The organism is Enterocloster lavalensis (assembly GCF_046603895.1).
Taxonomy (GTDB): Bacteria; Bacillota; Clostridia; order Lachnospirales; family Lachnospiraceae; genus Enterocloster; species Enterocloster lavalensis.
On record NZ_CP176637.1, the window covers coordinates 537746 to 556215 of the forward strand.

An 18470-nucleotide genomic window follows, 5' to 3' on the forward strand; every position below is an offset into this window, starting at 1 on the left:
TTTCACTTTTCGCCATCTTATTTCCGGTAATTATTCGTCGTTTTTAACATTTTCTTTACAGTTTCATCATAGCACGCCCGCCCCGCTTAAAGAAGCACAAATACGCTATGTTTGCGTAAAGGAAAACCTTACATCCATCCCCATACAGGGAGGTGAATCCAACGTACGACAGACACTTAGATTCCTTCATCGTCATCGCCGAATCCGGCAGCTTCTCCTCGGCCGCGGACAAGCTGTTCGTCTCCCGGACCGCTCTGATCCAGCAGATGAATCTGTTGGAAAAAGATTTGGGCTTCCGGCTGTTTGACCGCCACAACAAGGGCATCACGCTGACAGCTGCGGGACAGTATTTCTACCAGGAAGCGAAGAAGATGATCCGCGCCTCCAACCGTGTGCTGCAGCGCTGCCGGGAGTTGGAAGAAAAGTGCGCTCAATCCATCCGCATCGGCACCCTGCCCAATTTCACGGCCGTGCTCCTGCCCCAAATCTGCCGCAGATTTTCCGAGCTTCATCCCAATGTGGCCCTGGAATTTATCGACTATCCGCTGGAGAGTTATTTCAAAAATTTTGTAAACAACAATTTCGACATCACCACCGAGTACATGTCCGGTTACCTCTTCGAGGAGCCGGGATACAGTTTTATCAAACTCATGGAGGACCGGCACTGCTGCGGTATGTCCCCCACCCACCCGTTGGCCATGAAGAAAAAAATCTCCATCGACGATCTGCGGGGTCAGAAGGTTCTCATGTACGCCAGGGGAATCACCCGGGCCGACGATCTGCTGCGCGATTACATCACCGCCACAGCCCCCGATGTGGAAATCATCGACATCGGCCACTATGGAAGTTCCCTGCCCCTGCGGTGCGAGTTGGAGGGGCTGATCCTGATCTATTACTCCATGTACTGGAAAAGTTTTCCTTCCCTGGCCACCCTTCCCATCGATATCAGCATGGATTTTCCCATTGACATCGGCCTGGGCTACAAGCTGGATTCCAATCAGGCGGTAAAACAATTTATCGAACTGGCTGAGGAAATGTTCCAGGTTTTCAGAAAAAAAGACACCCACCGCGCTACACGCGCAGAACGGAGGTAACCATGAAACTTGAGATCGGTTTCGGCAGCTGTCCCCAGACAGTGGAGCTGCCGGACGAAACTGTACTGGATGTGCTCTACCCCAATGGGATCGAGGCCCCAAAGGACAGCGCGGCGGAGGTGGCCCGCGCCCTCCGGGACCCCATCGGTACGCCGCCCCTGGCGGAACTGGCAAAGGGAAAGCAAAAGGTCGCCATTGTGACCAGCGATATCACCCGCCCCATGCCCTCTGCGGTGGTGCTGCCCCTGGTATTAGACGAGCTGTACCGGGCCGGCATCCGCCCCGAATCCATCACCGTGGTGTTCGCCCTGGGCAGCCACCGCAAGCAGACCGAGGAGGAGAAAATGCACCTGGCGGGCGAAGAAGTCTACCGGCAGGTGAACTGCGTGGATTCCCTGGACTTCGACTTCGTACATATGGGCGACACAAAGCGCGGCACCCCGGTGGACATCTGCCGCCCGGTGGCGGAGGCGGATCTGCGCATCTGTCTGGGCAACATTGAATACCACTATTTTGCCGGATACTCCGGCGGCGCCAAGGCCATTATGCCCGGCGTTTCCACCCGGGCCGCGATCCAGGCCAACCACTCCTACATGGTCCGGCCAGACGCCTGCGCCGGCGTTCTGGAGGGCAATCCCCTCCGGGAGGACCTGGAGGACGCCTTAAACTGCTGTCCGGTGGACTTCATCGTAAACGCGGTGCTGGACGAACACAAGAAGATCGTGCACTGCGTCTGCGGCGACGTGATCGCAGCCCACAGGGCCGGCTGCCGCCTGCTGGACCGCTATTACCGGAAGGATATCCGCCAAAAGGCTGACATCGTGCTGGTCAGCCAGGGCGGACATCCCAAGGACCTGAATCTCTACCAGACCCAGAAGGCGCTGGAAAACGCAAAGTATGCGGTCCGGGACGGCGGAATCATCATCCTGGTAGGTTCCTGCCACGAAGGCATGGGGGAGGCGACCTTTGAGGAGTGGATGCGCTGCGCCAAGGAGCCCCGCGACCTGATCCGCCGGATTGAAACCGACTTCCGCCTTGGCGGCCACAAGGCCGCGGCCATCGCTATGGTGCTGGAGCGAGCTTCCATCTATCTGGTGTCCGACATGGAACCGGATTTTGTGCGGCAGATTTTCATGACGCCGTTTCACTCCGTCCAGGAAGCGCTGGATCAGGCCTTCCGGGTGATGGGCCCCGGCGCGGGCGTAATCGTGATGCCCTACGGCGGTTCCACGCTGCCCTGTGTGACGGCGTAAGGGAGAGAGCGCCGCGCGCCCCCGCACTTTCCCCTCTTATGACTGCAAAAACGGCTGTGCAGCGCCGGTGTTTAACCGATGCTGTACAGCCGTTTTCAGTCCTTCGTTTTCCGGTTTGGCTTTCCGGCCTGCGGCGAGAAGCTTACGCCCTCTCTACAGGTTGTATTTCCCGCGATTTACAAATCTCCCCGCGCGCTCCACCGCCACCCGGCCGTCCTTCACCACCTGGGTTCCACGAAGGAACACCTGCTCGACCCTGGCCGTGACCTTCATGCCCTCAAAGGGCGCGTAGTCCACGTTCTGGAGCTGGCCGTCCGCGGTGATCACATCCTCCACCCCGGTGCGCAGCACGGCGATATCCGCGTCGCTTCCCGGCGCGATCAGGCCCTTCTCAGGGAACATCCCGTAAAGTCTGGCCGGGTTCTCAGACAGAACCTGGCACATTTTCTCCTGGGAAATGCGTCCCTGGTCCACGCCGCAGGTGTACAGCAGCACGCCCCTGGTCTCCACCCCCGGCATCCCGCCGGGAATCTTTGTGAAATCGTCCTTCCCCAAAAGCTTCTGCTCCGTCGTAAAGCTGCAATGGTCCGTGGACACGGTCTGGATATCCCCGGCGGCCAGGGCGCGCCACAGGCACTCCTGATCCGCTTTTCCACGCAGAGGCGGGGCGCACACGTACTTAGCCCCCTCCATTCCGGGCAGCCGGTAAAGGCTGTCGTCCATCAGAAGGTACTGGGGACAGGTCTCGGCGTAAACCTTCTGCCCTCTTCTCCTGGCCTCCATGATCACGTCGTAGCCCTCCCGGCAGGTCAGATGAACCACCACCACCGGGATATCCACCACCTCCGCCAGACGCAGCAGGCGGCCGATGGCCTCTGCCTCCGCGGCCGCGGGCCGGGTTGCCGGATGGCTGGACACGCCCATGCGCCCCGCTGCTTTGGCCTCGGCCTGGAGGGCGGCAATCATGCCGCTATTCTCGCAGTGCACCCCGGTGATCCCCCCGGCCTCCTTCAAGCGGCGCAGGATGGCAAAAATCGTCTCGTCGTCCACCTGGGTGTCGTATGTCATGTAGAGCTTGAAGGAGGAAACGCCCTGCTCCATCATGTCGTCGATCTCCCGGCTCACCGACGGATTCCAGTCCGTGATGGACATGTGGAAACCGTAGTCGCAGGAGCATTTCCCGTCCGCCTTCTCATGCCAGTTTTTAAGGCCGTCGGCCAGGGTCTCCCCGGGATACTGGGTGCCGAAATCCACGATGGTGGTGGTTCCGCCCCGGACGGCCGCCCGGGTGCCGGTCTCAAAGTCGTCCGCCGTCACCGTGCCCGCCACGTGCAGGTCAAAATGGGTGTGGGCGTCGATAAAACCCGGAAACAGCAGGCAGCCGGACACGTCCACAACCTCCGTGTCCCCGTCCGCCAGACGCCCGATCTCCTCCCCGGTTCCCACCGCGGCGATTTTCTCTCCCTCTATGAGCACGTCCGCGGGAACGCTCCCGCTCCCGGACACCATCGTGCCGCCCTTCAACAATTTACGATTCATCTCAGTACATTCCTTTCTAAAAATCACGGTTCAAGCCGCCTGCCGCGGCTGTCCTTCAAAAGACCGCCAGCTCATCCCGTCCAATCATTCGCCCGCAGGCTGCGCCAGACGCCCATTCCAAACAATAAACCGAAGAACCAGAAGATTTCCCTCTGGTTCCCCGTCTCAGACCAGGCCCCGGGCGTTTACACGCCGCCCGGCCTGACCCTTTTCATTCATTTTCCGGCAAATTACGCCTTTTTCTTCGCGTAGGGCGTTCCCTCGAGGGGGAGCGCGGTCTGGAACTGTCCGTTCCACTTGTAGTAGGCCCCTGCGATGGCCGGAGCCGTGGGGATCGAGGTGATCTCACCGATGCCGATGGCCCCGAAGGCCACGTCCACGCCGGGCTTCTCCACGATAATGCTCTCGATCTCCGGCGCTTTGTCCGCCCGGAACAGCCCCAGGGTACCGTACTTGGCCGTGGGCACGCAGTCCTTTAAAGGGTACTGCTCGGTCAGCGCGTAACCGCAGGACATCAGCACGCCGCCCTCGATCTGGCCCTCCACGCTCATTGGGTTCACCGCTTTACCCACGTCGTGGGCGGCCACGATCTTATCCACCGTGCCGTCCTCGTTGAGCAGACACATCTGGGTGGCGTAACCGTAGGCCACATGGGATACCGGGTTGGGAAGGTCCGCGCCCATCTTGTCGGTCTTGGCGTAATACTCTTCGTAGTATTCCCTGCCGTTTAACAGCGCCAACTCCTCTCCCGTGAAGGTCACGGCCGCGGTTTCGGGGGATTCCTCCTCCACCACCACGTTCTCCAGGTAGCGCTTGTCAAAGGTCCGGCACTCATAGCTGCGGCCGGTGAGCGCAAACAGTTCCTTGCGCAGGTCCTTGGAAGCCCGTCTGGCCGCCTCGCCGGTGATCAGGGTCTGGCGGGAACCGGAGGTGGTGCCGGAATCCGGGGCCATGGAGGTGTTGGGGTTGTGGTAGACGATGTCGTCCATGCTGACCCCGGCGCTCTCCGCCACCATCTGCACCAGCACGGTGCCCAGGCCCTGGCCGATGCAGGATGCGCCCGCGTGGATGTGGATCTTGCCGCCCTCCACGATCAGACGCGCCCGGCCCTTGTCGGGAAGGCCCACGCCCACGCCCGCGTTCTTTAACGCGCAGCCCAGGCCCACCGGTTTACCGGCGTTGTACGCCTCATAGAACTGATCCTTCACCGCCTCCAGGGTTTCCACCAGGCCGGTGGCCGGGTCCGCGATCTGCCCGTTGGGCAGCACCTGTCCGGGACGGATGGCGTTGCGGTAGCGCATCTCCCAGGGATCCAGACCGGCCATCTCAGCCAGCAGGTTGAGGTTCATCTCCGTCGCAAAGATCGTCTGGGTCACGCCGAAGCCGCGGAACGCGCCTGCCGGCGGGTTGTTGGTGTAAACGGCGGTGCCGTCGATGTCGATATTCTGGTAATTGTAGGGGCCTGCCGCATGGGTGCAGGCTCTCTGGAGCACCGGGCCGCCTAAGGAAGCGTACGCGCCGGTGTCGGCCACCACCACCGCCTTCATGGCGGTCAGATAACCGTTCTCGTCGCAGGCCGTGGTCAGGTCGATGCTCATGGGATGGCGCTTGGGATGGATGATCAGGCTCTCCTTGCGGGTCAGCTTGCATTTTACGGTCCGCTTGGTCAGATAGGCGATCAGAGCCGCCTGGTGCTGCACAGTCACATCCTCCTTGCCGCCGAAGCCGCCGCCCACCAGTTTATTCTCCACGATCACCTTGTCGGGATCCAGACCCAGAAGGATCGAGGTCTCGTGGCGGGTGTCGTAGGTTCCCTGGTCCGTAGAGTAGATGAATACGCCGTCCCCAAAGGGCATTGCGATGGCGCACTCCGGCTCCAGGAATGCGTGCTCGGTCCAGGGCGTCTCATAATGTTTCGTCACTTTATATTTGGAATTTGCGATCACTTCCTCCGCGTTTCCACGCACCAGGTGCTCGTGGCTCAACACGTTTCCGGTGGAATGCACCAGGGGAGCGCCCTCCGCCAGGGCCTCGGCCGGGCAGGTCACGGGCTTTAACTCCTCGTAATCCACCTCCACCAGGGCCTTGGCCTGCTCCAGAATCTCCGGAGTCTCAGCCGCCACAATGGCGATGGCATCGCCCAGATACCGGGTGGTTCCCCCCACCGGAATCATGGTATCCCAGTCCTGCTTCAGATGGCCCACCTTATTCTTGCCCGGCACGTCCCCGGCGGTCAGCACGCAGACCACGCCCGGAAGAGCTTTGGCCTTCTCCGTGCGGATATCCTTCACCAGCGCCCGCGGATACTTGGCCCGCACCGCGCTGCCGTATACCAGCCCGGGTAAGTCCACCTGGTCCATGTCGTCCACGTACTGGCCGGTGCCAAGCACCTTGCCCTCCACGTCGATGCGGTGCATCCGGGAGCCGACCTTGACCATCTTCTCCTGCTCATCCAGCCGGGTGTCCTCCCGCAGCATCTTTGCCGCAAGCTCAATGGCGTCGATGATCTTCTTGTAGCCCGTGCAACGGCAGTAGTTGTTGCGGATGGCGTGGGCAATCTCCACACGGCTGGGGTTGGGATTCACATCCAGCAGTCCCTTGGCGCAGATCACCATGCCGGGGATACAGAAACCGCACTGTACCGCTCCGGCCTGACCGAAGGCGTATACATACACATCCTTCTCACGCTGGCTGAACCCCTCCACGGTAAGAATGTGCTTTCCCTCCATGCGCCCCATCTTCTGCACGCAGGCCTTGGTGGCTTTTCCGTCCACCAGCACCGTACAGGTTCCGCAGGCGCCCTCGCTGCAGCCGTCCTTCACGGACTTTAAGCGGCAGTCGTTTCTCAGCACGTCGATCAGCTTGCGGTCCGCGTCCGCTTCGATCTCCTGCCCGTTAATCCACACTTTACAATAAGAACTCATAAATATCCTCCAGTTCTATCCCCGTCGTCTCCAACAGAGATTCTAATTGGCCCCGGGCTTCCACCGGCGCGCTCCAGGCCATGCCGCAGCCCGCCCGTATCGCCGACGGTACGGGAATCAGACGTCCGGAAAGTCCACGCTCCCGCGCTTCCTTCTCCATGCGCAGCGCCTGGGTGGTCCCCGGAAATGTTATCACAACCTTCATGGTTTTCACGCGCGCCACGGCGGTCCCCTCCTCTCCCGGCCAATCCCAATCCAATTTACAGTGGCTTCAGAAATTCTATCATTCTATGGCTTAAACAGACCGCCCCCGGGCGGCCCGTATCGTTCTCCACAGCTATGTTCCGTCTCGAAAAAGTTTTGTTATTTTTTTAACGTGTTCCTGCGTAAACTGCCCGGGAGACTCTGCCTTGCGGCAAAAAACTCCCGAGCCTGTTCCAAATATGCGGCGGGACCCGGCCTTTTTTCAGAAGGCCGGTCAACGCCGCTCAAAACCAGTCTTTACAGCATATAGGCGTAATCCCGGATCACGGTCCCGATGATCTTTGCGATTCCCTCCGGCACCACATCGCTTGCGGTTCCGGCCACATAATCCGTCACCTTGCCCTGCAGGCGCACCTTGCAGGCCCCGGTCTCCCGGTCTAACACCACGAAGCCCTGGTTCTTGCTGTCCTCCATGTCCTTCTTGTTGGCGAACAGGGTGAACTTATCCAAGTAGGGGGCGCTGTCCCAGGGACAGAAGCTCTTGCAGTTGCCGCACTCGTTGCACATGTAGTCCACGTGAATGATCTGGTGGCGCTCCATGCCCGGCACGGTCAGGGTGATATTGGCCCGGTTGGGACATACCTCCACGCAGTTCTCGCAGTAGCTGTTGCAGGACAGGCAGCGCTTGCTGTCCACGTCCTTCCCGTCCTCCTCCATCAGGTTGCCCTTGCGGCCGTAAATCTTCCCCTCGTCGGACAGGCTGAACAGATCCTCAGCTACGGAACGGCCCAGAATAGCCTCGGCCGCCTTCATGCCGTCGCGGATTCCCTCCACCACGGTAGCGGGTCCGTAGAGCCCGTCGCCCGCAGCGTAAACGCCCGCAACGCTGGTCTCCAAGGTCTCCTGATCCGCCTGCACCCGGCCTCTGTTGTCCAGGGCGATGCCGTTGGCCTCGTAGAATGCCCCCGGAACCTTCTCGCCCACAGCGGCGATCACCGTGTCGGCGGGAACCTCAACCACCTCGTCGGTCTCCACCACGCCCCGGCGTCCGCTGGCGTCGTAGTCGCCCAGCACCATCTTCTTGCAGTAGAGCACGCCGTTCTCCAGCTTTACAGGGCTGAGCAGCTCCGCGAACTCCACGCCGTCCTCAATGGCCATCTCCAGCTCCTCGGCGTCGGCCGGCATATAGCGCTTGGTCCGGCGGTATACCAGGGAAACCTTCTTCACGCCCTTGTTGCGCTTAGCGGCGCGGGCGGTATCCATAGCGGTGTTTCCTCCGCCGATGACCACCACGTTCTCGCCCAGGTCCAGATTTCCGTCCGTGGCCTTAAACTGTGCCAGGAATTCCAGCGCGTTCATGGCTTCGCCCTTCTCCAGGCGCAGTACGCCCGGCGTGGAAGCGCCCAGGGCCAGAACCACGTAGTCGTAGTCCGTCTTCACCTCGTCCACGGAGCCGATCTCCCGGCCGGTGACGATCTCCACGCCCATAGCCTCGATCAGCTTCGCGTCGTTGTCGATGGCCTCGTCGGAGATACGGAAGCCCGGAATCACGTTGCGGACCACGCCGCCCAGCTTCTCTTCCTTCTCAAACAGCGTCGTTTTTACGCCGCCTCTGGCCAGGAAATAGGCGGCCGCCATACCGGCCGGGCCTCCGCCCACCACGGCTGCGGTCTTGCCGCTTGTGATCTCCGGCTTTTTGAGCTTCGCCATCACGGCCTCGAATCCGCCCTCAGCGGCCTCCAGCTTGGTTCTGCGGATGTTCACCGGGGTCTCGTAGAAGTTACGGGTACATTTGCTCATGCAGTTGTGGGCGCAGATGGTGCCGGTGATAAAGGGCAGGGGGTTCTTCAGCAGAATGACCTCCAGGGCCTCCTCGGCCTTGCCCGCTCCCATGAGCTTCAAATACGTGGTGATATCCTGGTGGATGGGGCAGCCCTCCTCGCAGGGAGCCACGAAACAGTCGGTCAGGGGCACCGGTCGTTTGATCTTTCTGGAGGGAAGGGGCTTCACGGCCTTCACATGGTGCTTGTCGGTCTTAGCCGCTTCCACCAGCTGGGCCACACGCTGGGCATCCACGCCCTCAAAAGCTTTAGCCTCGTCCTTTGCGAAAATCTGTCCGATCTGCTCCAGTCTCTGGTAGCCGCCGGGCTTTAACATGGTGGTGGCCATGGTCACAGGCCAGATGCCCGCGTCCACGATATCCTTAATATTGAAGTAATCCGCGCCGCCGGAGTAGGAGATGCGCAGCTTTCCGCCGAAATCCTTCGCCAGCTTCATGGCGACGGACATGGACAGCGGGTACAGGCTCTTGCCTGACATGTACATTTCCTCGCTGGGAAGCTCTCCCGCCTTCACGTCCACGGGGAAGGTGTTGGTGATCTTCACGCCGAACTCCAGGCCCTTCTCACCGGCCAGGGCCTGTAAACGCTCCAGCATGGGCACCGCGTCGCTGTACTGTAAATCGTCCTTGAAATGGAAGTCGCCGAAGGCCACATAGTCGTAGCCCATGGAATCCATCATATCCCTTGCGTACTCGTAACCCAGCAGGGTGGGGTTGCACTTGATAAAGGTGTGAACCTTCTTCTCCTCGATCAGGTAGCGGGCGATGCGCTCGATCTCCTGGGGCGGGCAGCCGTGAAGGGTGGACAGGGTTGCGCAGTTGCAGACTTCCGGAGAAATGCCCTCGATGTCCTCTTTCGTCACCTTCTCAAACAGGTCCGCGTTGTCCAACAGCCACTGGCGGCACTCCTTGAAAATAGCTGTCTCAGAGGCGTCCTTCATGCCCTCGATAAATTTGTCAATCTTTTCCAGTTTGATGCCTTCCAGGTCGTAACCAACGGACATGTTGAACTGGAAGCCGTCCATGGCGCCCAGGCCGTACTCCTTGGCCACCACCTGGCAGGCGAACCAGGCCTTCACGTACTCGTCAAACGCCTGGGGCACGTACAGCTCGGTGGACCACTCGCAGTTGTAGCACTCGTCGTCGGCCTTAATACAGGGCTTGTTCACCGGAAGGTCCTCGCCGTCCAGCTTCTGCACGGTCTTCAGCTCGAAGAACCGGCTGCCGGCCACGTAGGAAGCCACAATGTTCTGTGCCAGCTGGGTGTGGGGGCCAGCCGCGGGTCCGAAGGGAGTCTCCAGCTTGCGGCCGAAAATCTCGTATGTATGGGACGGATCCGCCACAAAGGGACGGCGCACGCCGAAGATGGCGCCCTTCTTATGTTCCTTCAAAATCCAGTTCATCAGATTCCCAAAGGGAATCGGGGTCATTCTATCGCTCATGGAATTTTCCTCCTAAATTATATACAGATATTGTCAGCCGTTGATGGAGCGCTCCAGCTTCTTAGCCTCCGCTCTCACTTCCGCCATCACTTTCTCCTCGTCGATGCCGATCAGCTCACGGTCCTTCATCAGCACTTTACCGTTGCAGACCGTGGTCACCACGCTGCGTCCGGTCATACCGAAGAGGATGTGGCCGTTGATATTACTTGCATCCATGGGGGTCAGCGGGATGTAGTCAGTGACGATCACATCCGCGGCCGCTCCCTCCTTCAGAACGCCCAGCTGCTTCTTGAAGTAGCGGTTTGCGATCTGCGGGTTGCCCTCAAAGAGCATCTGCGGAACCTCGCCCCAGGCCGCGTTCGGGTCGCAGAGGTGGTGTTTGTGCAGCACGCTGGCCACCTTGTAGGACTCCAGCACGTCGTGGGTGTAGCCGTCCGTGCCAAGGCCGGTTAGGATTCCCCGGTGCACGATCTCCATGGTGGGCGGGCAGCCGCAGGCGTTGCCCATGTTGGACTCAGGATTGTGTACCACCATGGTATCCGTTTCCTTAATTAATTCCATCTCGTGGGGATTCACGTAGATGCAGTGTCCAAGCAAGGTCTTGCTTCCCAGGATGTTGCAGTCGTAGAGGCGGTCCACAATGCGCTTGCCGTATTTCTTCAGGCAGTCATGCAGGTCCTCGATGCCCTCGGCCACATGGATGTGGTAGCCCACCTCGGCGGGCTTGTTGGCCGCGGCCAGCTCCATGGTGGCGTCGGAGATGGTGAACTGGGCGTGCATGCCCATCATTCCGGCAATCATGTCCGTGTCGTCAGCCAGGGCATGTTTGATCCAGGCCGCGTTCTCCATCACAGCTTCCTTCGCCTTGTCCATCCCGTCGCGGTCAGAAACCTCATAACACAGGCAGGTGCGGATTCCCAGTTCCTTAGCCGCGTCCTCGATGGCGAACAGGCTGTCGTGAATCTCGCCGAAGCTGGCGTGGTGATCGAACACCGTGGTGACGCCGTTCTTGATGGAGTCAATATAGGTAGCCCGGGCGCTCTGGCGGGTCTGCTCGTTGGTCAGATGGCGGTCGATGGTCCACCACATTCCGTCCAGAATCTCCAGAAAGCCGTTGGGGTTGTATCCATTAATCGAAAGTCCTCTCGCCATGGCGCTGTAGATGTGCTCATGGGTGTTGATGAACGCAGGCATGATCACGCCCCCCCTGGCGTCTATGTACTCTGCCTCCGGGAATTCCCTGCGGACGTCCTCCGCGGTTCCGACCCGCACGATGGTTCCGCCGTCCATTGCTACCGCGCCGTTCTCATAAAAAGGAACCGCCGGATCCCTTGTCACTAACCGTCCGTTGCCAATTACTAACATAACCTCTCTCCTTTACTCGATGATTAGGCGTTTGCGAAACGCCACAGCCCTCATAAATTCGGGCTTTTTTCTTTGTCAAAATAAAACAACTCCTCACAGGTTTATGGTAAAATTGAGATGTCCAGTAACAATCAACCATATCCACCTGAAAGGAGTTGTACCTATATGATACCATACAATCAGCTTTCTTTGGCAGATATTTTTTCATGTTGCCAGGATATTTATGAATCTGACAAACCTGCTTTCCTGTCACTGCTCCAATCCCATATTGACCTTATTGAAATTGTCCCTGCTTCCTTCCGGAAGCGTTTCTATGCATCAACGGGCAGAACCCGCAAATACCCTTTGTTCGCCCTTTTATGGGCCTTAATCATTCAACGTATTTTTTCTATTCCTACTGACTCGTTACTGCTTATTTTCCTTCATTATTCCAGACATCTCAGAGAATTCTGTGGCTTTGACAAAGTCCCCGATGCTTCTAAGATAACCCGCTTCAAACAGGATTTTCTTCCTGAACTCGAAGATGTTTTCTCACGCCTTGTTGACCTCACTGAACCTATCTGTCAGGCGATTGACTCTTCCAAAGCCAGTATGACTATCTTCGATTCTTCTGGTATAGAAGCTTGGGTTACTGAAAACAATCCTAAATACGCAAACCGCATCATTAAACAGCTAAAAGCGTATGCAAAATCCAAAGGCTTTGACGATTCTTATGATCCATATAAAGCTGCCTATGCTTCCATGCCCTCACATTCAGCTGCCAATCCGGAGATCAAACAGCTCTATATCGATGGGCATTTCTGTTACGCCTATAAGATAGGAATTGTTACTAATGGCCTCGGCATTATCCGGCACATTGATTTCTACAACAAAGCTTTCTTTGAGAAGCATCCTGAAATTACCATTTCTAAGAAATCCGATTCGCCTGATGAGGACAAATCTGTCCATGACGCAAGGCTCTTGATTCCTACTCTTCAGGACTTTTTCGCTACACATCCTCTGATCCGGCCTGACACCTTCCTTGGTGACTCCGCCTTTGATTCGGTCCGCCTGTACAAGGAACTTCTTTCCGGGGATACCTTTGGTAATGGCAGGCACTTCAAGAAAGCCTATATTCCTTTGAACTCCAGGGCACATCTTGAAAACCTTGACTATACCATTGATGAAAACGGGATTCCCTGTTGTCCAAAGGATCCCTCTCTTCCAATGAAATACGAAGGAACCTGTAAGCTTAAAAGCGGCGTCACACGATACAAATTCGTCTGTCCCAAAGTTGTTTGGATAAAAGATCCTTCTTCTGGAAACTATCACCGGCTCTGTAAATGTGACAACCCATGTACCACGTCTTCCTGTGGCAGAATGATTTACATTTATCCAGAGAAAAATCTTCGTGCCTATCCAGGTATTCTGCGAGGGACTGACGAATGGAATAAGGTCTACAAAACCAGAACCTATGTGGAGCGGTCTATCAATCACTTAAAAGACTGCTTCTGTCTGGCCGGACGTAAAACCCAAAATGAGAAAACACTTCATGCCGACCTAATCCTCGCAGGCATTACACAATTAATCGGTGTGGTTCTCGCAGATAAGATTCATAAGCATGAATGCATACGGACGTTAAAATCTTTAATTGCATAGGACTTACCAACTCCATAAAACGTATGGCTTATGAATGTGCGCCATTATCCGAATACATCCCACTTATTCAGGTCCTCCTGCTTCGCAAAGTGGCTTCCTTATTTGGAATCAGGATTGAATACCTGTTTCGCAATCAACTATTACTCGATGATGGTTTTCTTTCTGTTTCTGAATCACATTTCCGATTGGTCACACACTGCCATTCATATCTCTGCTTTTTAAGCAGAATGTGCCTCCCTGTACCCCTATACTAACACCTGTAACCGGCATTTGCAAGCACAAAATGCAAAATTTTTTAGATATCAAAAATTTTTTTGTAAAAAAGTATTGCAATTCCATTTTTTTGTGATATGATGGAATCATAAACAACGAGGCAAAATTAACAATCGTGTTTATTGTACAAAGTTACCTAATTTTGAAGAATCCTGAAGGAAAGGAGAAAATGCTTATGACTTACACATTAGGGCTCCTGACTCAGATAGCCGACGGCCTTTCCAGACAGTTCGGTCCTGATTGTGAAGTGGTGATCCATGATTTGAAAAAGCATGACATGGAGCATTCCATCGTATACATTACCAATGGGCATATCACCAACCGCCAGGTCGGCGACGGCCCGTCCAAGGTCGTGCTGGAAACCCTTCACAACAAGGACGCGGCTTCTCTCAAAGACCATCTGGGTTATCTGACCCGCTCAGCCAACGGGCGGATCTTAAAATCCAGCACCTTCTATATTCATAATGAGGAAGGCGACGCCATCGACTACATACTGGCGATCAACTTCGATATCACCGGGCTGATGACGGTGGACCGGGCGATCAAAGCGCTGATCGATACCGAACCCCAATCGGATGCGAAAAAGCAGCCGGATCAGATCGTTACCAACGTCACCGACCTGCTCGACAGCCTGATCGAACAGTCCGTACTTATGATTGGAAAGCCGGCCGCTCTTATGAATAAAGAGGAAAAGGTAGCGGCGATCCAGTTCTTAAACGACGCGGGAGCGTTCCTGATTACCAAGTCCGGCGACAAGATCTCCAAGTACTTCGGGATCTCAAAATTCACTTTGTACAGTTACATCGATGTGAACAGCCGCAAAACGGACAATTAAACAATCCTGTTAACAATTCTATTCCTATTAAAACAAACGCATGATTATAAGGAGGATTTTATAACAATGGAACAGATCAAGTGGGCGGTAAATAAAATGCCCAAAACTGCGGATACGAATCTGCCGATTATGGGATTGGAAGAAATCAAGAAGGCCAGAACCTTCCATGAGAGCTTCCCCCAGTACAGCAAAACCCCTCTCACCAAGCTGGACCAGATGGCCGCTTACCTGGGAGTGAAGGAAGTTTACATCAAGGACGAGTCCTACCGGTTCGGATTAAACGCATTCAAGGTGCTGGGCGGTTCCTTCGCAATGGCCCGCTTCATCGCCAGTGAGACCGGAAAGGACGTTTCCGAACTGCCCTACGCGGTGCTCACCTCCGACAAACTCCGTGAGGAATTCGGTCAGGCCACCTTCTTCACCGCCACCGACGGCAACCACGGCCGCGGCGTCGCCTGGTCCGCCAACCGCTTAGGCCAGAAGGCGGTCGTACATATGCCCAAGGGTTCCACGCAGACCCGCCTTGAGAACATCGCAAAGGAAGGCGCTCAGGTTGACATTCAGGAAATGAACTACGACGACTGCGTGCGTCTGGCCGCAAAGGAAGCGGATGAGACCGAGCGGGGCGTGATCGTTCAGGATACCGCCTGGGACGGCTACGAGGAGATCCCCTCCTGGATCATGCAGGGCTACGGCACCATGGCAATGGAGGCCGGCGAACAGCTGAAAGATTACGGCTGCGACCGCCCCACCCACGTGTTCGTTCAGGCCGGCGTAGGCTCCCTTGCCGGCGCGGTTGTGGGATATTTCACCAACCTTTACCCCGACAATCCTCCCACCTTCGTAGTGGTGGAGGCCGATGTGGCGGCCTGCCTGTATAAGGGCGCGGCAGCCGGAGACGGAGATCCCCGCATTGTGGACGGCGACATGCAGACCATCATGGCCGGTCTCGCCTGCGGAGAGCCCAACACCATCTCCTGGGATATCTTAAAGAACCACGTAACCGTATTCATCGCAGCTCCCGACTGGGTAGCCGCAAAGGGTATGCGCATGCTGGCCGCTCCCATCAAGGGCGACACACCTGTGACCTCCGGCGAATCCGGAGCCGCTCCCTTCGGAGCACTGGCCGCCATGACCACCATGGACGATTACAAGGATCTGCGCCAGGCCATCGGTCTGGATGAGAACTCCAGGGTACTGCTCTTCTCCACCGAGGGCGACACCGATCCGGACCGCTACAAGAACATCGTCTGGGAAGGCAAAGAGAAATAAAAATCATGATCCTATAAAATAAAAACCATTCACAAAATATTATTATGGAGGAAATCAAAATGAGCCTGGATTACGGCAAAATCAAGGAAGCTGCACAGAACTACGAGAAAGACATGACCAAATTTTTACGGGACATCGTAAAATTCCCCGGCGAGAGCTGCGATGAGAAAGCTCACATCGACCGCATTGCGGAGGAGATGAGAAAGCTCGATTTCGACAAGGTTGAGATCGATCCCATGGGCAACGTGCTGGGATATATGGGCACCGGCAAGACCTTAATCGGTTTTGACGCCCACATCGACACCGTTGGCATCGGCAACAAGAACAACTGGAACTTCGATCCCTACGAGGGCTACGAGAACGACACCGAGATCGGCGGACGCGGCGTGTCCGACCAGTGCGGCGGTATCGTCAGCGCGGTTTACGGCGCTAAGATCATGAAGGATCTGGGACTGCTCTCCGACAAGTACACCGTTCTGGTAACCGGTACAGTTCAGGAAGAGGACTGCGACGGCCTTTGCTGGCAGTACATCATCAACGAGGATAAGGTCCGCCCGGATTTCGTGGTTTCCACCGAGCCCACCGACGGCGGCATCTACCGCGGCCAGAGAGGCCGTATGGAGATCCGTGTGGACGTCAAGGGCGTTTCCTGCCACGGTTCCGCTCCTGAGCGCGGCGACAACGCCATCTACAAGATGGCCGACATCCTTCAGGACGTGCGCGCTCTGAACGAGAACGACGCTGCCGACGACAAGGAAGTAAAGGGCCTTGTGAAAATGCTGGACGAGAAATACAACCCCGAGTACAAGGAAGCCAACTTCCTGGGCCGTGGAACCGTTACGGTTTCCGAAATCTTCTTCACCTCCCCCAGCCGCTGCGCAGTGGCCGACTCCTGCTCCGTTTCCCTGGACCGCAGAATGACCGCAGGCGAGACCTGGGAGAGCTGCCTGGATGAGATCCGTGCGCTGCCCGCAGTACAGAAGTACGGCGACGACGTGAAGGTTTCCATGTACGAGTATTCCCGTCCTTCCTACAAGGGCCTTACATACCCCATCGAGTGCTACTTCCCCACCTGGGTCATCCCGGAGGATCACGATGTGACCAAGGCTCTGGAGGAGTCCTACAAGAACCTGTTCGGCGAGGCCCGCATCGGCGCAGAGGAGACTCTGGAAATGAGAACCGCCCGCCCGCTGACCGACAAGTGGACCTTCTCCACCAACGGCGTATCCATCATGGGCCGCAACGGAATCCCCTGCATCGGCTTTGGACCTGGCGCCGAGGCTCAGGCTCACGCTCCCAACGAGAAAACCTGGAAACAGGATCTGGTAACCTGCGCTGCCGTTTACGCCGCTCTGCCCACCGTTTACTGCAAGTAATTTGACATTTTCCCGAAATCCGACTCCTAGAATGCCGCGCTGAAAGCTCTTGCCAATTTTCTTTCAGCGCACCGTCTCAGACGATATCCGGCGGTTTTGTGCTGAATTGACCGCCGGAACATCCGGACGGAGCCGGTTTTCCGTATCAATATCACGTTACCCATAAAAATTAACATACAATTTTAAAGGAGTTAAAATCATGAAAACATTACAGGATTACATTGATAAGCTGAACAAACTCAACTTCAAGGAAATGTACGAGGGAGACTTCTTCCTGACCTGGGAGAAATCCGACGACGAGCTGGAGGCCGTTTGGACCGTAGCTGACGCTCTGCGCTTCATGCGTGAGAACAACATTTCCACCAAGGTGTTCGAGAGCGGACTGGGCATCTCCTTATTCCGTGACAACTCCACCCGCACCCGTTTCTCCTTCGCTTCCGCCTGCAACCTGTTAGGCCTTGAGGTTCAGGATCTGGACGAGGGCAAATCCCAGGTAGCTCACGGCGAGACCGTGCGTGAGACCGCCAACATGATCTCCTTCATGGCTGACGTCATCGGTATCCGCGACGACATGTACATCGGCAAGGGCAACGCTTACATGCACGAGGTTGTGGACGCTGTTTCCCAGGGCTACAAGGACGGCATCTTAGAGCAGAAGCCCACTCTGGTGAACTTACAGTGCGACATCGACCATCCCACCCAGTGTATGGCCGACATGCTGCACATCATCCATGAGTTCGGCGGCGTGGAGAATCTGAAGGGCAAAAAGCTGGCTATGACCTGGGCTTACTCTCCTTCCTACGGCAAACCCCTCTCCGTTCCCCAGGGCGTTGTTGGCCTGATGACCAGAATGGGTATGGAAGTTGTTCTGGCTCATCCGGAAGGCTACGAGATCATGCCTGAGGTTGAGGACGTTGCAAGACAGAACGCTGAGAAGTCCGGCGGTTCCTTCCGCGTATCCCACGACATGGCCGACGCTTTCAAGGACGCCGACATCGTTTACCCGAAGAGCTGGGCTCCCTTTGCAGCTATGGAGAAGAGAACCAACCTGTACGGCGAGGGCGACACCGAGGGCATCAAGGCTCTGGAGAAAGAGCTGCTGGCTCAGAACGCACAGCACAAAGACTGGTGCTGCACCGAGGAGCTGATGAAGACCACCAAGGACGGCAAGGCTCTGTACCTGCACTGCTTACCGGCCGACATCAACGATGTGAGCTGCAAGGACGGCGAGGTTGAGGCTTCCGTATTCGACCGCTACCGCGACCCGCTGTACAAGGAAGCCAGCTTCAAACCTTACGTGATCGCCGCTATGATCATGCTGGCTAAGTTTGCCGATCCGGCTGAAGTGTTAAAGAAGCTGGAAGAGAAGGGAACTCCCCGCGTATTCAAGTAATCCACAATAAATGATTTTTATT

At 56.6% G+C, this 18470-nt stretch carries 11 protein-coding genes and 1 pseudogene; 7 read left to right on the forward strand and 5 right to left on the reverse strand.

From position 1 onward, the window contains the following. Positions 1 to 152: 152 nt before the first annotated feature. A complete protein-coding gene (locus ACK2JC_RS02350) occupies positions 153 to 1094 on the forward strand; it encodes a LysR family transcriptional regulator (RefSeq protein ID WP_320937376.1) in 942 nt (313 codons plus the stop codon). Positions 1095 to 1096: 2 nt separating this feature from the next. Next, a complete protein-coding gene (gene larA, locus ACK2JC_RS02355) occupies positions 1097 to 2347 on the forward strand; it encodes a nickel-dependent lactate racemase (protein ID WP_320937377.1) in 1251 nt (416 codons plus the stop codon). 153 nt (positions 2348 to 2500) lie between these two features. Here the strand turns inward: larA and hydA are convergent, their stop codons facing one another. The 5 genes from hydA to ssnA all read right to left on the reverse strand — a co-directional run bounded on the left by hydA (position 2501) and on the right by ssnA (position 11661). Then, positions 2501 to 3886: a dihydropyrimidinase gene (gene hydA / locus ACK2JC_RS02360; RefSeq protein ID WP_368271738.1), complete on the reverse strand. Its 1386-nt coding sequence runs from the start codon at positions 3884 to 3886 to the stop codon at positions 2501 to 2503. Between the two features lie 230 nt (positions 3887 to 4116). Further along, entirely contained in the window at positions 4117 to 6810 is a 2694-nt protein-coding gene (gene xdh, locus ACK2JC_RS02365; RefSeq protein ID WP_320937379.1) for a selenium-dependent xanthine dehydrogenase, read from the reverse strand. Further along, the gene (locus tag ACK2JC_RS02370; protein WP_320937380.1) at positions 6794 to 7033 is read right to left on the reverse strand and encodes a DUF3343 domain-containing protein; all 240 of its coding nucleotides are present in this window, start codon (positions 7031 to 7033) and stop codon (positions 6794 to 6796) included. The genes xdh and ACK2JC_RS02370 overlap by 17 nt, the downstream gene beginning before the upstream one ends. Positions 7034 to 7311: 278 nt before the next feature. Further along, on the reverse strand, positions 7312 to 10296 hold the full coding sequence (gene ygfK / locus ACK2JC_RS02375) for a putative selenate reductase subunit YgfK (protein WP_368271736.1): 2985 nt from the start codon (positions 10294 to 10296) through the stop codon (positions 7312 to 7314). Positions 10297 to 10329: 33 nt separating this feature from the next. Next, positions 10330 to 11661 (reverse strand): putative aminohydrolase SsnA, encoded by a 1332-nt coding sequence (gene ssnA, locus ACK2JC_RS02380; protein ID WP_320937382.1) that lies wholly within the window; start codon positions 11659 to 11661, stop codon positions 10330 to 10332. 165 nt (positions 11662 to 11826) lie between these two features. Between ssnA and ACK2JC_RS02385 the strand changes: the two are divergent. From ACK2JC_RS02385 to ygeW, 5 genes and pseudogenes are all read left to right on the forward strand, one after another. Beyond that, positions 11827 to 13204: pseudogene (locus tag ACK2JC_RS02385) on the forward strand (transposase). Positions 13205 to 13747: 543 nt separating this feature from the next. Continuing rightward, the gene (locus tag ACK2JC_RS02390) at positions 13748 to 14407 is read left to right on the forward strand and encodes a transcriptional regulator (RefSeq protein ID WP_024734223.1); all 660 of its coding nucleotides are present in this window, start codon (positions 13748 to 13750) and stop codon (positions 14405 to 14407) included. A gap of 66 nt (positions 14408 to 14473) precedes the next feature. Continuing rightward, positions 14474 to 15679, forward strand: coding sequence for a diaminopropionate ammonia-lyase (dpaL, locus tag ACK2JC_RS02395; RefSeq protein WP_368272727.1), 1206 nt, complete (start codon positions 14474 to 14476; stop codon positions 15677 to 15679). A gap of 59 nt (positions 15680 to 15738) precedes the next feature. Then, positions 15739 to 17055, forward strand: coding sequence for a YgeY family selenium metabolism-linked hydrolase (locus ACK2JC_RS02400; protein ID WP_107435137.1), 1317 nt, complete (start codon positions 15739 to 15741; stop codon positions 17053 to 17055). A gap of 199 nt (positions 17056 to 17254) precedes the next feature. Next, positions 17255 to 18448: a knotted carbamoyltransferase YgeW gene (ygeW, locus tag ACK2JC_RS02405; RefSeq protein ID WP_302326099.1), complete on the forward strand. Its 1194-nt coding sequence runs from the start codon at positions 17255 to 17257 to the stop codon at positions 18446 to 18448. Positions 18449 to 18470: the final 22 nt, after the last annotated feature.

Excerpts from the sequence above, each read along its gene's own strand:
- larA (WP_320937377.1), top strand. The coding sequence starts at position 1,097 with ATGAAACTTGAGATCGGTTTCGGCAGCTGTCCCCAGACAGTGGAGCTG.
- hydA (WP_368271738.1), bottom strand. The coding sequence starts at position 3,886 with ATGAATCGTAAATTGTTGAAGGGCGGCACGATGGTGTCCGGGAGCGGG.
- xdh (WP_320937379.1), bottom strand. The coding sequence starts at position 6,810 with ATGAGTTCTTATTGTAAAGTGTGGATTAACGGGCAGGAGATCGAAGCG.
- ygfK (WP_368271736.1), bottom strand. The coding sequence starts at position 10,296 with ATGAGCGATAGAATGACCCCGATTCCCTTTGGGAATCTGATGAACTGG.
- ssnA (WP_320937382.1), bottom strand. The coding sequence starts at position 11,661 with ATGTTAGTAATTGGCAACGGACGGTTAGTGACAAGGGATCCGGCGGTT.
- ACK2JC_RS02390 (WP_024734223.1), top strand. The coding sequence starts at position 13,748 with ATGACTTACACATTAGGGCTCCTGACTCAGATAGCCGACGGCCTTTCC.
- dpaL (WP_368272727.1), top strand. The coding sequence starts at position 14,474 with ATGGAACAGATCAAGTGGGCGGTAAATAAAATGCCCAAAACTGCGGAT.
- ACK2JC_RS02400 (WP_107435137.1), top strand. The coding sequence starts at position 15,739 with ATGAGCCTGGATTACGGCAAAATCAAGGAAGCTGCACAGAACTACGAG.
- ygeW (WP_302326099.1), top strand. The coding sequence starts at position 17,255 with ATGAAAACATTACAGGATTACATTGATAAGCTGAACAAACTCAACTTC.